The 14,038-nt window shown below is 39.4% G+C and carries 15 protein-coding genes; 1 reads left to right on the forward strand and 14 read right to left on the reverse strand.

Annotated elements, in window-relative coordinates:
• Positions 1-147 precede the first annotated feature (147 nt).
• The 9 genes from IGJ37_RS12250 to gnd all read right to left on the reverse strand — a co-directional run bounded on the left by IGJ37_RS12250 (position 148) and on the right by gnd (position 7,773).
• Positions 148-801 carry a bifunctional 4-hydroxy-2-oxoglutarate aldolase/2-dehydro-3-deoxy-phosphogluconate aldolase gene (locus tag IGJ37_RS12250; RefSeq protein ID WP_002359031.1) on the reverse strand — a complete coding sequence of 218 codons (654 nt, stop codon included), beginning with the start codon at positions 799-801 and terminating at the stop codon, positions 148-150.
• Positions 802-805: 4 nt separating this feature from the next.
• Positions 806-1,879: a mannonate dehydratase gene (uxuA, locus tag IGJ37_RS12255; protein WP_002388613.1), complete on the reverse strand. Its 1,074-nt coding sequence runs from the start codon at positions 1,877-1,879 to the stop codon at positions 806-808.
• Positions 1,880-1,902: 23 nt separating this feature from the next.
• The gene (locus IGJ37_RS12260; protein ID WP_002354905.1) at positions 1,903-2,355 is read right to left on the reverse strand and encodes a PTS sugar transporter subunit IIA; all 453 of its coding nucleotides are present in this window, start codon (positions 2,353-2,355) and stop codon (positions 1,903-1,905) included.
• Positions 2,356-2,432: 77 nt separating this feature from the next.
• Positions 2,433-2,939, reverse strand: coding sequence for a PTS system mannose/fructose/N-acetylgalactosamine-transporter subunit IIB (locus IGJ37_RS12265; RefSeq protein ID WP_002354904.1), 507 nt, complete (start codon positions 2,937-2,939; stop codon positions 2,433-2,435).
• 21 nt (positions 2,940-2,960) lie between these two features.
• A complete protein-coding gene (locus tag IGJ37_RS12270) occupies positions 2,961-3,833 on the reverse strand; it encodes a PTS system mannose/fructose/sorbose family transporter subunit IID (RefSeq protein WP_002354903.1) in 873 nt (290 codons plus the stop codon).
• Between the two features lie 20 nt (positions 3,834-3,853).
• Positions 3,854-4,690: a PTS mannose/fructose/sorbose/N-acetylgalactosamine transporter subunit IIC gene (locus IGJ37_RS12275; RefSeq protein WP_002354902.1), complete on the reverse strand. Its 837-nt coding sequence runs from the start codon at positions 4,688-4,690 to the stop codon at positions 3,854-3,856.
• Between the two features lie 12 nt (positions 4,691-4,702).
• A complete protein-coding gene (locus IGJ37_RS12280; protein WP_002359028.1) occupies positions 4,703-5,809 on the reverse strand; it encodes an iron-containing alcohol dehydrogenase family protein in 1,107 nt (368 codons plus the stop codon).
• A 14-nt stretch (positions 5,810-5,823) separates the two neighbouring features.
• Positions 5,824-6,825, reverse strand: coding sequence for a D-isomer specific 2-hydroxyacid dehydrogenase family protein (locus tag IGJ37_RS12285; RefSeq protein ID WP_002360996.1), 1,002 nt, complete (start codon positions 6,823-6,825; stop codon positions 5,824-5,826).
• A gap of 12 nt (positions 6,826-6,837) precedes the next feature.
• A complete protein-coding gene (gnd, locus tag IGJ37_RS12290; protein ID WP_016627517.1) occupies positions 6,838-7,773 on the reverse strand; it encodes a phosphogluconate dehydrogenase (NAD(+)-dependent, decarboxylating) in 936 nt (311 codons plus the stop codon).
• A 376-nt stretch (positions 7,774-8,149) separates the two neighbouring features.
• On the opposite strand from gnd, the gene IGJ37_RS12295 reads away from it, so the two are divergent.
• The gene (locus IGJ37_RS12295; protein WP_002383224.1) at positions 8,150-9,037 is read left to right on the forward strand and encodes a MurR/RpiR family transcriptional regulator; all 888 of its coding nucleotides are present in this window, start codon (positions 8,150-8,152) and stop codon (positions 9,035-9,037) included.
• 404 nt (positions 9,038-9,441) lie between these two features.
• Here IGJ37_RS12295 and IGJ37_RS12300 read toward each other — a convergent pair whose 3' ends face one another.
• From IGJ37_RS12300 to IGJ37_RS12320, 5 genes are all read right to left on the reverse strand, one after another.
• Positions 9,442-11,226 (reverse strand): ABC transporter ATP-binding protein, encoded by a 1,785-nt coding sequence (locus IGJ37_RS12300; protein ID WP_010821161.1) that lies wholly within the window; start codon positions 11,224-11,226, stop codon positions 9,442-9,444.
• Positions 11,226-11,825, reverse strand: a complete 600-nt coding sequence (locus IGJ37_RS12305) for a MarR family winged helix-turn-helix transcriptional regulator (protein WP_109537544.1) — start codon at positions 11,823-11,825, stop codon at positions 11,226-11,228. The genes IGJ37_RS12300 and IGJ37_RS12305 overlap by 1 nt, the downstream gene beginning before the upstream one ends.
• A gap of 248 nt (positions 11,826-12,073) precedes the next feature.
• On the reverse strand, positions 12,074-12,652 hold the full coding sequence (gene pgsA / locus IGJ37_RS12310; RefSeq protein WP_002365382.1) for a CDP-diacylglycerol--glycerol-3-phosphate 3-phosphatidyltransferase: 579 nt from the start codon (positions 12,650-12,652) through the stop codon (positions 12,074-12,076).
• A gap of 98 nt (positions 12,653-12,750) precedes the next feature.
• A complete protein-coding gene (locus IGJ37_RS12315; RefSeq protein ID WP_023894764.1) occupies positions 12,751-12,963 on the reverse strand; it encodes a hypothetical protein in 213 nt (70 codons plus the stop codon).
• Positions 12,964-13,087: 124 nt separating this feature from the next.
• A complete protein-coding gene (locus IGJ37_RS12320; protein ID WP_002360992.1) occupies positions 13,088-13,954 on the reverse strand; it encodes a RodZ domain-containing protein in 867 nt (288 codons plus the stop codon).
• Positions 13,955-14,038: the final 84 nt, after the last annotated feature.

Below are 14,038 nucleotides of genomic sequence, written 5' to 3' on the forward strand. Positions count from 1 at the left end.
TTTACTTCACGCAACCTTCTTTCACTAATTATACATAACTGATTGCTTTTCTCCTATACTATTTTTACAAAATGAAAACTAAAATAATGTCAGTAACATTGGGACAGAAAAAAAAGAGGACTAAGTAACAAAACTTAGCCCATCTTTTTATTTTGCTTGTCGTTCTTTGATTTTCGTGAGTAAAGATTGAACATGCTGGCGTGCCGAAGCTTCATCTTCTTGAAGCATCTTTTCCGATAAAATAAAGGAGCCGCCCACTGCTAATACTTCTTCTGCTTCCACATACTCTATAAAGTTTGTTTCATCAATCCCACCAGTTGGTAAAAATTGAACATCATAAAACGGGCCACTTAAACTTTTGATGGCTTTTAACCCGCCGTAAATATCGGCTGGGAAAAATTTAACCACTCGTAAGCCATACGCCAGCGCTCGCTGAATCTCCCCAGGCGTAGCTGTTCCTGGAAAAATAGGCACCTCGTTTGCCAGACAAAAATCAATGACTTCTGGAACAATCGCTGGGGAAACAATGAACTGTGCACCGTTCGCTACTGCCTCTTGGGCTTCTTTCAAGGTTCTAACAGTTCCTGCGCCCACAATTAAATTCCCTGAAGCAGCAAGTTGTTTGATGGCAGGCAAGGCCAGCTGACTCCGAAAAGTGACCTCAATAAACGGTAATTCGTTTTCTACTAAGACTGATTCTACTTGTGGCAAATAGCGTAAATCTGTTGCAGTATATAGTGGTAAAAGTTTACATGTCGCTAATTGTTGATACAGTTGATTTTTTTCAACTTTTGTTTCCATTCTGTCACTTCCTATTTTGTTTGGCTTTGGTTGCTTCGTACAGTCCTTGAATATAGGTCAACCCCATTGCTCGATCGTATAAACCATAACCAGGCATCGCTTTTTCATCCCAAATTGCCCGCCCATGGTCAGGACGAATAACACCTTCATACCCTACATCTACCAGTGCTTGCATTAATTCCGCCATATCTAACGAACCAGCGACACTAGGATGCGCCGTTTCTTCAAAACGATGCTCGCCTAAATACTTCACATTGCGGAAATGAACAAAATTAATTCTGTGACCTATTTCACGAATCATAGTAGGCAAATCATTCGTCGGGTCCGCACCGAGGGAACCTGTACAAAATGTAATCCCATTTGCTGGTGAGTCCACTAAGGAAAGGATCCGTTTTAAATCCGCTAAATTTTTAGTGATTCTTGGCAAACCAAAAATTTCCCAAGGTGGATCATCAGGGTGAATCCCCATTTTGATATTTTCTTCTTCACAGACAGGAATCACACGTTCTAAAAAGTAGCGCAAATTTTCGACCAAATCTTCTTCTGTTACGCCGGCATACATGGCTTTCAATTCTTGAAATTGTTGCAAACGCTCCTCTTCCCAACCTGGTAACCGGAATCCTTTTGACTGACTGTGAATTAATTGATACATGTCTTCTGGCTGCATGTTCTCTACCACAGCTTGATCAAATAACAACGATAAGCTACCATCTTCATTCTCATACGCCAAGTCCGTTTTAGCCCAACCAAAAATAGGTTTGAAACTATAGCACACTAAGGAAATTCCGCATTTCCCCAAGTTACGTAACGTTTGGCGATAATTATCAATATAATGGTCTCGTTGATCCGTTCCCGCTTTAATGGCATCATGAATAGCGACACTTTCAATTCCTAAAAGTGCCAATCCTTCTTGTTCTACCGATTGTTTAAGTGCCTGAATTTCGGCTACTGTCCAAACATCACCTGGTAGTTTATTTAACAAGGTACCGACAACGCCAGTAATTCCTGGAATCTGTCGAATGTGTTTTAACGGAATGGCATCGCCTGCCGCTCCGTACCATCTAAATCCCCATTTCATTGCTTTCACCCTTTACTACATTCTTAAAAATCATCGTCCTCATCCTCTTCATCCTCAAAGGAAGTCATAGAAATATCCCATGCTTGCACACTTTCTTTGCCTTGCGCAACAATCGCTTGCGCCGCTTCAGCAATCGGTGTGCCCAATAATTGATGGTTTATCGCTTCTAAGACCATTGGTAGGTTGGTACCACTCACCACAAAGATTTTCTTTTGTAGAGCTGGTTCGAGTTCGTTAATCACCAAAACTGCCTGATTGTAAGGACTCGCACTTAATAAGTCAACCATGACCAACACGCCATCCCCTTGTTGGACGTTCTCAATCGCTGTTTTAATTTGTCCGCCTAGTGCTTGGACATCGTCGCCACTATTTAGATTAACGGTTTCGATATTTTCGGTTGCGCCCATAATCACGGTAGCTGCGTCTTTCGCACCGTCACTTAGTGCACCATGTGTAGCAATCACAATCCCTAACATAAAAGTTCCTCCTTCAGTTCAGTGGCTTGAGTCATTACTTCAAACAGTCATGCAATGACTCAAGCGACTGTCCTTTTCTATAAATTAAATTTGCCTAAAACCTCTTTTAAACTAGTTTTTGGTGCAGAAGGCGTTGCTTGGAAATAAATATCTTCTACGCCATACACCTCATGTAGTTCTTTTAATTTTTCGGCATCTTCTTTGTTTAAATAAACTGATTTGGTTACTAATAAATCTTTTTCTGGATTCTTCTGTGCAATACCGCCGATATTTAACTCCTTCATAGGGACTCCGTGTTTTACTAAGTCATAAATTACAGAGACGGTTTTAGCGATTAAAATACAGTTGTACTCTTTGAATTGGTATTCATCCCAATAAAATTTAGCTTTTTCCGGCGTAATGACAATGGTTTTTTGTCCTGTCCGACTGCCTGCACTTTTGTATAAATCACGCATAAATTTATCCTTTGCCACCACTTCATCGACAACGAAAATGGAATTAACGCCACTTTTTTGGGACAAGGTCACCATCACTTGTCCATGAATTAATCGTTCATCTACTCTTGCTAAATTTACTACGCCCATCTGATTCACGTCCTTTTCTTTTTATAAAATACCGACTGTTGCTAAGACAATTAAAATACCTGTTAACCACAATAATGCTTGCGTAACTTTCAAGCCTTTTTTCGTATAGAACCAATACACGCCCATTACGACAGCTAGCGGCAAGAGTCCTGGGACAATCTGATCAAGGATATCTTGGACCACAAACTCACGGCCAGAAAGTTTAAATTGAAGAGTTGAAGAAACTTTGACATAATTACCAGCTAAAATCCCCATCATGAACAACCCTAAAACAGATAACATTTCAATGGCTTTTTGAATCCCAGCACTTTGCATTAAGCCTGTAGCATTCCGCCCCATTTTGAAGGATTGTCTCGCAAAGAACACACCTAACAGTACTTGATAAAGGGCAAACGCCACAAATGGGAAAATCGCACCTAATGCGCTACCTTGTTGCGCCCACGGTACCGCAATCGCAATAAAAATATATTGAACCGTACCTGAGTCAATCGCATCACCAATCCCAGCTAACGCGCCCATCAAGCCAGCTTTGGTGTTATACATTAAATCATCTTGCATCATGATTTCGCGGCCTTCATGTTCTTCTTTGGCCCGCTCTTGTTCCATGGAAGCCATCAACCCAGTAATGACCCCTCCGCCCCAGCTTAATTGCGTATTGAAAAACAGCAGTTGACGCATATAAGCGGCTTTTAATTGTTCATCGTCTTTATATAATTTCTTTAAAAGTGGCATCATTGCGTACAATAACGAAGGCGCCAAGTAACGTTCAAAGGAATGGGGAATTTCATTGGCAAAATGCCAACGGAGATAGGCTTTTGTAACATCTTTATTGGTAATTTCTTCTGGTGCTAAATTCGTTGTTTTCGGCACGACTTTTTCTGTTGTTTCCGTCATTTCAGTTCCTCCTTTTTCTTTTAAAACCCGTCATCGTAATCGTCATCATCATCAAAATCAGTGGTGGCACTGGCGGAACCAGCACTTTCTGCTACAGGTTTGCCTTTTTGGACTTGCACAAAAATTAACGCAATAATTACGCCAAAGATGGCATACGTTACCATGGTAATTTCCAATGACTTAAAGACGATACTCATGAAGTATGCAAGGAAAAAGAAAACCAAGAAATCTTTTCGACCAATGACATAGACCGTTGTCGCAATCCCAATTGCGGCTAAACCACCACCGACTACTTCTAACACGTGAATCACAACGGTTCCTTCTAATGCTTTAATAATATCGGCAATGACTGGTGCCCCTAAATAAAGAGCAAAAAAGACTAATGGAACGAATAAAATAAATGAGGCAATCGTTGGATACCAGATAATTGAGCGGGCAATTTTTTTAGAATTTAGTTCAGCCACCGCACGATCGGTATACTTCCCTAAAAACGTGTTAATAAAGAAACGGAATTGATATAAATAACTCCCTAAAAGACCGACAGGAACCGCTACGGCGATAGCCGCTTCCGGCTTCAAATTCCCTAGCAACGCAACTGGCACAGCAATCGCTGCCGCAATTGATGGTTCTGCTGGCATAGAGCCACCTGGTGAAAAAACACCCATGTAAATCATTTGTAATGCTGCGGTGACAATCATCGCTTTCGGGACATCGCCCATCACTAAACCTGCTACTAACCCTGTCATTAAGGGCGAGAAACGCAACGTTAACGTTGCTCCTCCTCCAAGCCATCTGGACATAATTGCTGCCACCCAAAGCGCCATTATCAAACTTTGTAAAACACTTAACGTTTCCATAGTTCCTCCTTCTTATCCTTGGTTTTGGATATACTTTTCTAGCTCTTCAATCCCTTGACGTAAACGTTCTTCCGAAATCTCAATAGGAATTAAATGAACCTTTTCTTTTGAATCAATAAATTGAACCATTGCATCGAGTACTGCTTCTTCTTCTGGGTAAAGGCCCATTTGTCGTAACGACATGGGCAAGTTTAGCTCTTGATAAAAGGGGATTAATGCGTCTATGATGGCCCACCTTTTTTCCAATGCTAATTGATAGAAGATGCCGTAAGCTACTTTTTCGCCATGTAAATAGTCATGACTTTTTGGTAAAAATTTACTCATAGCATCATGCATGGCGTGTGCTGCTGCATTGCGGGCGTATTTGTCGCCGAAGCCGCCGACTAATCCAGAAACAGCGAAAACAATTTCTGAAAGATGGACAAATTCAGGCGTGAGTTTGCCCTCATCCATCGCTGCTAAGGCTGCTTTTGAGTCCCGCATAATCGCTTCTTGCGAAAGCTTGGCGGTCGCTCCCGCTAATTGTAAAAAGGGTTCCCCTTGCAAATGGGCTTGGCGTAAAATGGTCTCTGATTCATACCATTTCGCTAACGTATCAGCTAAACCAGCGACAAAATAATCACGGGGCGCATCAAGAAGCAACTTAGGATCAGTGATTAAAAACGCAGCTTGGCGAAAGAAATGTTCCGTTTTGCCTTCGGCCGCGCCATTTTCTTGATACATCACAGCTAACGGTGTCCACGGCGCACAGTTACTAGCCAAAGTAGGGACTAAGCCAAAATTCAGATTGTTTAAATGGGCGCTGTAGCCCACTAAATCGGCTAACTTACCGCCGCCGACTCCCAGAAGAAAGTCAATCTGGTGTTCCTTTATTTGCTGTGAAATTTGTTCGGCGCCAAAATAACTACATTCTCCTGTGTAAGTGTGATAGAAGAATTGATACTCTGAATCTGCCAAGAATGGTAAAAATGGCTGAGCTTTTTCAAAGGATACGGTGCCATGCACCACCAAAATTCGTTGGGCGTGATATTCCTTGAAAAGTGACGGCACCGAAGCTAAGGCGCCTTCGTGGTAACGATAAAATTGCGGTCCAACTTTCACTTTTAAATCAGTTAACATGCTCCTCCTCCTTCTTAACTAACGTAACGACTGACTTCTTGCACTGCCCGTTGAGGTAAAATACCTTGCACCACGTCTTCCACATCTTGCACGCATTTTTCTCCCATCGCTTGCAGGCATTCCATGGTATAAGCGGAGGTGTGCGGCGTCATTACTACATTTTCAAACGCAAGATAAGGATGATTTTTCCGACCTGGTTCCTCTTCTAAAACATCTGTCCCAAGCCCAGCAATTTTGCCCGATTCTAAGCCGGCAATCATGGCTTCTTCATCAATCAAGGCGCCTCGTGCGCTATTGGAAAGATAGACGCCGTCTTTCATCTTGGCAATTTCCGCCGAGCCAATCATGTGATAACTTTCTTCAGTTAAATTGGCACATAAACAAATGATGTCAGCTGAAGCTAGCAACGTATCTAAGTCTACTTTTTTGGCTCCATAACTTTGCAGATAAGTGGCGGATTTATAGGGATCATACGCTAACACGTCACAGCGAAATCCGTTTCGTAACGTCTCCACGACACAACTTCCTGTGTTCCCAACACCAATGACACCCACAGTTTTGTTAAATAACGTCCGACCGACAAAATTCGCTCGTTTTTCCCATTGATCTGCTTTAACGCTGGCATCTGCAGCCACGGTTTGCCGTAAAACAGCTAGTAAATTTGTGACATTGTTTTCCGCCACGGCATCTCGTTCTACTAAAGCTGGGATGATGGAAACAATTGTCTCGTGCTGTTTTGCAGCGTCTAAATCGATGTTGTTATACCCAATGCCGTGGCGAGAAATCAGCAACAATTCATCTTTATGTTCAAAAAATTCTTTCGTGAAAAATGGCGTCACGCTAGCAATAATAATCGTATATCCTTGTAAACGTTCCGCTAACTCTTTGCCACCAATTTCACTGTCGACTGTAAAATGCTTCACGGTGCCTATTTTTTCTAAGCGCGTCAAGTGTTCAGGAAAAATTTGACCAAAACTACTGGAATTCACTATGGCAATTTTTTGTTTTTTTAACATGACTAAACTCCTTTACTGACTTTTTACGACTTCATGCCCGCCAAATCCTTGTCGCAAAGAAGCGACCACTTTGTTTGAAAAATGATTTGCTAGCATACTTTCATTTCGAGTAAATAAGGACAACGCCGTAGTTGGGACGGGCATCTCCAAACGCAATGCTTCTTCAATCATCCATTTGGCTTCGCCATTTGCTGCCACTTTCCCTTCTAGATTGGCTAACGTAGGATTTTCCGCAAAAACCTCTTTCGCTAAGCCCATCAAGCGAGCTTCAATAATCGAGCCGTGATTCCACACATCGGCTACTTTCTCCAACGCAAAATCATATTCGGCAGCTTCTAATAAATTGAATCCTTCGCCCATGGCTTGCATCATGACGTACTCAATCCCGTTATGCACCATTTTCAAATAGTGACCAGCTCCTGATTTCCCAGCATAAAGATACCCTTGTTCACAAGCTAAATCTTCAAAAAATGGGGTTAACACCTTGACGGCTTCAGGCGCACCGCCAACCATTAAACACGCTCCTTCCCGCGCTCCTTTGATGCCACCAGAAGTACCACAATCAATAAAATAAATTCCTTTTTCCTTAGCAAATTGAGCATTCGCAACACTATCATGAAAATTTGAATTGCCACTATCCACAATGATATCCTCTGGTGCTAATTGCTCTACCAATTCTGCCACTAATTGATTGGTAATCTGACCAGCGGGGGTACTTAAAAAAATCACCCTCCTTTTGTTAAGCGCTTTCAATAGTTCCGGCAACGAATCTACAACGGAAAGCCCCTGCTCTCTAGCAGTCGCTCTTGCTTCCTTTGTCACATCAAAGCCAATAATGGGCCAGCCTTGTTCGTGAACATTTAATGCCATGTTCAAACCCATTTTCCCAAGTCCAATAAAGCCAATGTCCATTTTTCTTTCACCTGCCTCTTTTGATACTTCAATCATAAAGGATAAAAAAAATAATGTAAACGATTACACTAATTAAAAAATATTTTTTATTTTTTAGCAAAAATCTTGCCTGCTCAAAAGGTAAAACGTTTTTATTTTTAAGGAGCTTTCATACAAAAAACACAAGTAAATCTCTTGGTATCACGTTCTTTTTACTGGCTACTTTCTTTAGTTGAGAGAAGTCTTTTCAAGACCCCTTCATTTTTCAGAAAAAAGATTATTTATTTTTTTTGGGCTTTTTTTAAAGAATTTCTTTTTTGTGGAGAAAAAGAGAAATTGTATTTGTCCTCTTTTTCCACTATAATCAGTCTATACCAACAATGAAAAGGCATTCATTTTATTTTTAAAAAAATAAGATTGGAGGAACGTGTTAATGAAAAACCACTATTTGGATCAACGGATTCGGATCAAAAAACCGAATTTGAGCCTCACAGAAAAGAAAATTTCCGATTACTTTGTTCATTCTGAATCATTATTGACACAAATGACGTTAGAAAGTCTGGCCAACGAAATTGGCGTCTCCCAATCTTCCGTGTATCAATTTGTAAAAAAGATTGGCTATTCTGGGTTCCAAGAATTTAAAATTGATATCGCCAGGAATTCTAATTATCAGCCGACTTTTCAAAACGTCAATAGCGTGAATGGCGCCGATGATATTTCACCAGATGATGATAGTATTACGATTGCTAAAAAAGTCTTACAAGCCAATATTTATTCCCTCAGTAACGCCACACAGTTCTTAACAAAGGAGCTGTTAGATAACGTGTTGGCTTTGATGTACTCTGCCAAAACGCTTCACTTTTTTGGGCAAGGTGGCTCCTCGATTGTGGCTTTTGATAGTTTCCATAAATTCATTCGGACCAACTATCGGTGCAACTACATTTTTGATTACCACATGCAGTTAAGTTTTGTCACAAAATTAACCAGTGAAGATTGTGTGTTTATTTTTTCCCATTCAGGCAAAACCAAAGAATCAATCAACCTAGCACGACAAGTTAAAAAAACCAACGCAAAAATGATTACGTTAACCGGTAACAGCGGTTCAGAGTTGGCAGGCTTGTCCGACGAAGCAATTATTGTCGTCACCGAAGAAGGCTTGTTTCGTGCGGAATCCTTGGCTTCACGGATCAGTTACTTAACGGTAATGGATATTTTATATACAAATACGATGTATCACAATTTTGATCAAAATGCCGATTCCTTGAAAAAAATCCGTGATAACATTAGCACGACTAAGACAGATCCGCATTATTTGTCGTAAAGATCTGAATGGTGCTTATTTTTGTAATATCGGTCCTCGCGAATTGGCTTTATACCGTGACTCTACATTTTATGAAGTAAGTGAACTACCATGGAGGTATTTAAAGAGGTCGGGACAGAAGTGTTTAACTCCGAGAAATAAGAAGGAATTTCCGAAAATTGTTCTTTAATTTTTGGAGAATTTCGGCTTATTTCCGAAGGAGTTGCTTCTGTTCCCGCCGTTTATTAGTTTTTGAGCGTAGAGCAAAAATCCAAAGTGATTTTTGTCCCACGCTTTTTATCTTGTGGGTAAAAATAAGTTAGAAAAAAGAACTTGGGGGTTATGTCCAAGTTCTTTCTAAATCTTAAGACAATTAGTTAAATGCATGTGTTGTCTTAGCTTCATTTTAAGTTTGCTTATTTCGTTCATTCCGTTACTTTAAATTGTTCGGATACATATTTAGCGTAAGTTTTATGTTTACTTACTAGCTCATCATGTTTTCCTGAACCAGTTACTTTCCCTTTTTCAACAAAGTAAATGCTATCCGCATCAACAATTGTCGACAATCTATGGGCAATAACCAATGTCGTTCGGCCCTTCATTAAATTAGACAATGCCTCTTGGACCTTCATCTCAGATTCTGAATCTAGGCTAGCAGTAGCTTCATCTAACATTAAAATCTTGGGATTCCGCAAGAATGCACGAGCAATTGCAATACGCTGTCTTTGTCCTCCAGAAATTTTAACGCCACGTTCACCGACTTCCGTATTCAATTTATCTGGCATTTCTTCTACAAATTTTCGCGCATATGCTAGTTCCAAGACATCCCATAGTTGTTCATCTGAGAAGTTTTCTGCTAAGCCATACGTTAGATTATCTCTGATTGTCCCTGCCATAATCGCAGAATCCTGTGATACAAAGCCGATTTGACGACGATAATCTGATAATTTGATATCTTTTATGTCAATATCTCCAAATTTAATTTGTCCTTCTGTAGGTTCATAAAACCTTTCAATTAAACTAAAAATCGTCGATTTCCCGCCACCTGATGGGCCAGCAAAAGCAATTACTTGGTTTGGCTGAGCAGTAAAAGAAATGTCTGTTAAGATAGGTTCCTCTGGTGCATCTTCATAAGAAAATTTTACATTTTTAACTAATAAAGTCTTTTCCGATAAATCAATATCTTGTCCACTTTCAAAGTCTTCAGGTTCTCTAGATAACAATTCTTGCACTCGTCGCGTTGATCCTGCTGCTTTAGCTACTTCAGAAAATAACGTCGCAATGATTGGCATGGCGCCAATAAGATTAAATAGATACATTAAGAAACTCATCAATGTTCCGATTGTCATCACACCAATGGCAATTCGATGCATCCCATATGCTAATAGCCCAAATACCATGCTCATAAAGACCATCATCATAATTGGTTGCATAGATGCATCAAATATTGCTTCTTTTTTCCCTACATTAAATAACCGATCCACTTCATTTGCAGCACGAACCTGCGCCTGAGATTCAGCATTAGAAGTTTTGACTAAACGAATTTCACTCAACGTTTCAGTAGCAAGTCCGTTAAATTGACTCATAGCATCTTGGCGAATGTGACTAACTTTTGAACCAAATGCCATTACTGGAATCATACAAAGGATTACAACAGGAACAGCAATTACCATAGCAAGCGACATATGCCAATCCATTTTAATCATCATATATACCGTACCAATAACTGTAATCACACTGGCAACTGTTTGAGGAAAAGTAACGGCTAACAATTGCTTAACTTGATTAGTATCATTTACGACCCGGCTGGATATTTCACCCGCTTTAACAGAGTCAAAATAAGAAACTTTTAGAATAGTTAATTTATTCCATAAGCGTTTACGCATATTTTGGATGACATTTTCACCAAAAATACCTAAAATTGTCCCTCCTAATGCAGAAACGAGTGCTGAAAATATAAATAATCCAACAACTTTACCTAATAAACTATAATCTACCCCCTTTTGAAAATTATTGACTAAACTTGAAGCAAGTTTTGGAACGTACACTTGGATACTAGAAGAAATCACAAGAAATATCATCCCAATGCCAAGCAGTAAATAGTTAGGCTCTGTCATCTTGATTAAGCCTAAAAATTCTTTAAACGAAAATTTTGTTTTATCTGCTCGGATAGAATCATGACTATTTTTGCCACCTCCACCTACTGCCATTATCTTCTCCGACCTCTCTTCCATCCTTCAAAGCCACCGTATTCACCATTGAATTCACCAAATCTACCAAAGCCATCATGTCCCATCATCTGTTCTCTAGCTCTACCATATCTAGCTGATATTTTTCTGAAATGTTCCCAATTTTTATCGTCGCCAAAAATTGTTTCAATTTTATCTAAAAATTCTTCACTAGAAATATTCTTTTCTATACGTTCTAAATAATTATTTAAAGACTCTAGTTCCTCCTCTGAAAAGCCCTTAAACATTTCTTCATTAAATCCATTGGAAATATTTCCTTGAGTACTTAAACTTTCTCGTCCCTTATCGGTCAATACAACGAATGTGACCCGAGCATCTGATTCATTTCTGACTCGTTTAACTGCTTTAACAGACTCTAATTTTTTTATGATTTGTGTCACACTAGAAGGTTTTATATCTAAATATTCAGCGATTCTTCCAGCTGTTACATTTTCTTCAGAAGCAAGCAATTTTAACGTTTCAAAAGTGTTATCTGGTTTCTCCTCTATGCTAGAAGCAAAGATTAAGTAAGGTTGTTGAGCAATTTTTAATAGTTTATTTAAAATATCTGTTTTTTTCATAATTTCCTCCAAAAAATTTATTTAGTTTATATATAAGTTAACGAACTAAATAGTAATCTATTTAGTTTACTTTGTCAACAACAAACTAATTATTTATATGTAGATATAACCAAAATGAAAAATAGCATACAGAAATTGCCGATTTGTTTTATCGATTCATCTGTTCCTCTACTTAAAAATCTATTTGCCGATTCAATCATGAATACTAAAAAAACGCTTGGCACAAGCCAAGCGTTTTGATTCTCTCTTTACATCGAACCTTTAAAAACATCTTTATTCTTAGCAAAATAATCAACACCAGAGTAAATGGTGAAAATCAAGCAGGCATATAGCATGATTTGATCTAGTGGTAGATGAAGTGCTGAAAATGGAATGTTGTTAATGAATAGTAAAATAATTGCAACCATTTGGGTAGCTGTTTTTACTTTTCCTGGCCAAGCTGCTGCCATTACTTCGCCATGTTCGACTAATAACAACCGTAAACCAGTTACTGCCAATTCACGACAAACAATAATTGCTACAATCCAAGCAGGTACTTTGCCTTGACCAACTAAGACGATAAAAGCGGTCATCACTAGCATTTTGTCCGCTAATGGGTCCGCAAATTTTCCGAAGTTCGTCACCAAGCCTTGTGCACGGGCAATTTTGCCATCCAACCAGTCTGTAAAACTAGCAACTGCAAAAATAATCGCGCCCACTAATTGGGTAACGGCTAACGTTGTGTCGCCAAAACTAATCGTTCCCCAGTCCATTGGCACCGACACAATAATAATAAAAATCGGAATCATAAATATTCTTAAAACTGTTAATTTATTTGGTAAATTCACTTCAATTGCCCCTTCCTTCTCCTGTTCTATTTTACGTTATCTTGCTGGCAGTGTCACGAAAAAAAGAAAAGAATCTGGAATAATTGCCGTTTGACCGTTTATTCAGAAATATTCTTGCCTTTTTTTAGAAAGAGCTGGTAATAGCCTAAACCGAAATCAATCATTCCAATCAATGTGATACTGTCTAAAAATTTAGAACCATAGATAAAGTAGAAATACAGTTGTAAGCCAACAATCAAGAAGCCCATGACCAACAGAGCGATTGAAAATATGGTGATAAGATTAAATTTTTTATTAACTATTTTAAGCATTGATAACCCCTTCTCTCTTGAATTATTATTGTCGTCTTTTTAACCATTCGCTGTTAATTATAAAAGAAAAGAATCTGGAATAATTGCCGTTTGACAGTTTATCCAGATTCTTCTTACACCATTTCTAACGATACGTAATCCCTAATGTAACATCCTTACGAATTAAAACTGGCGTTTTTTCCAGTGTTAAATCGGCGCCATCGACTTGAATGGCGACGTTATTTGAGGCGCCTAGAATCAGTGTTGCATTGGCGGCATTCGCAGGTAAAGCTGTTGTTTCTGTTTCTCCTGCTTGCAGGGTGTGTTGGTACGTATAGTTGCCATCGACCATCACGCCAATCCAGCAAGAGCCTTCAGTCCCTTTAAAGGTAATGTTGATTGGACTATTCGCATCTTTAACCGTTGCAGTCACTTGATTGTTAGCATCGCTCACCACAGCCACAGCTGTTTTCTTCTCTGGTTCGCTTGAAGAAGACGGCGGTGTACTACTTTGTGTGCTACTTTCTGGGGCTTGACTTGATTCTTTGGGTTTTTCCACACTGGCACTAGTTGCCGGTGTTTGAATAATCGGTTCGGCTTTTTGATCTTGCCACATAATATACAGCACTACGACCGCAATGGCTAAACCAATTAACGAAAAGGCAATGGCTGGTAAGTTCCGCAGTAACCAACTGGATTGCTTTTCTTCGTCATGCAATTGCTTACGTGATCCTTCAAGCTCTTCATACACTGGCTTGGGTTCTTCGACAATTGCTGGTTCTTTGCCATCATAGATATCTACCAATTGATTGCCATCTAAGCCGACCGCACTTGCATATTGGCGGATAAACGCCCGCACATAAAAGGTGCCTGGTAAGGACTCAAAATCGTTTTGTTCAATAATTTCTAAATATCTTTTTTGAATTTTTGTCATTTGTTGCAGTTCATCAATTGAGATGTTCTTCTGCAATCTTGCTTCTTTTAGTGTTTCTCCAATATTTACGCTGGCCACTCGTCCATCTTCTCCAGTCTATTTTGTTAATTTATCGATTGTCTCATCAGTCTTTTTCAATTGCCAAGGAAAACATTCCCGTCC

It is taken from the genome of Enterococcus sp. AZ104 (assembly GCF_050546705.1).
Lineage (GTDB): Bacteria > Bacillota > Bacilli > Lactobacillales > Enterococcaceae > Enterococcus > Enterococcus faecalis.

Coding starts and splice junctions, on each gene's coding strand:
- IGJ37_RS12300 (WP_010821161.1), bottom strand. CDS start 11,226: ATGGCAGTAGGTGGAGGTGGCAAAAATAGTCATGATTCTATCCGAGCA.
- IGJ37_RS12295 (WP_002383224.1), top strand. CDS start 8,150: ATGAAAAACCACTATTTGGATCAACGGATTCGGATCAAAAAACCGAAT.
- gnd (WP_016627517.1), bottom strand. CDS start 7,773: ATGATTGAAGTATCAAAAGAGGCAGGTGAAAGAAAAATGGACATTGGC.
- IGJ37_RS12305 (WP_109537544.1), bottom strand. CDS start 11,825: ATGAAAAAAACAGATATTTTAAATAAACTATTAAAAATTGCTCAACAA.
- IGJ37_RS12285 (WP_002360996.1), bottom strand. CDS start 6,825: ATGTTAAAAAAACAAAAAATTGCCATAGTGAATTCCAGTAGTTTTGGT.
- IGJ37_RS12250 (WP_002359031.1), bottom strand. CDS start 801: ATGGAAACAAAAGTTGAAAAAAATCAACTGTATCAACAATTAGCGACA.
- IGJ37_RS12280 (WP_002359028.1), bottom strand. CDS start 5,809: ATGTTAACTGATTTAAAAGTGAAAGTTGGACCGCAATTTTATCGTTAC.
- uxuA (WP_002388613.1), bottom strand. CDS start 1,879: ATGAAATGGGGATTTAGATGGTACGGAGCGGCAGGCGATGCCATTCCG.
- IGJ37_RS12270 (WP_002354903.1), bottom strand. CDS start 3,833: ATGACGGAAACAACAGAAAAAGTCGTGCCGAAAACAACGAATTTAGCA.
- IGJ37_RS12315 (WP_023894764.1), bottom strand. CDS start 12,963: ATGCTTAAAATAGTTAATAAAAAATTTAATCTTATCACCATATTTTCA.
- IGJ37_RS12260 (WP_002354905.1), bottom strand. CDS start 2,355: ATGTTAGGGATTGTGATTGCTACACATGGTGCACTAAGTGACGGTGCG.
- IGJ37_RS12265 (WP_002354904.1), bottom strand. CDS start 2,939: ATGGGCGTAGTAAATTTAGCAAGAGTAGATGAACGATTAATTCATGGA.
- IGJ37_RS12275 (WP_002354902.1), bottom strand. CDS start 4,690: ATGGAAACGTTAAGTGTTTTACAAAGTTTGATAATGGCGCTTTGGGTG.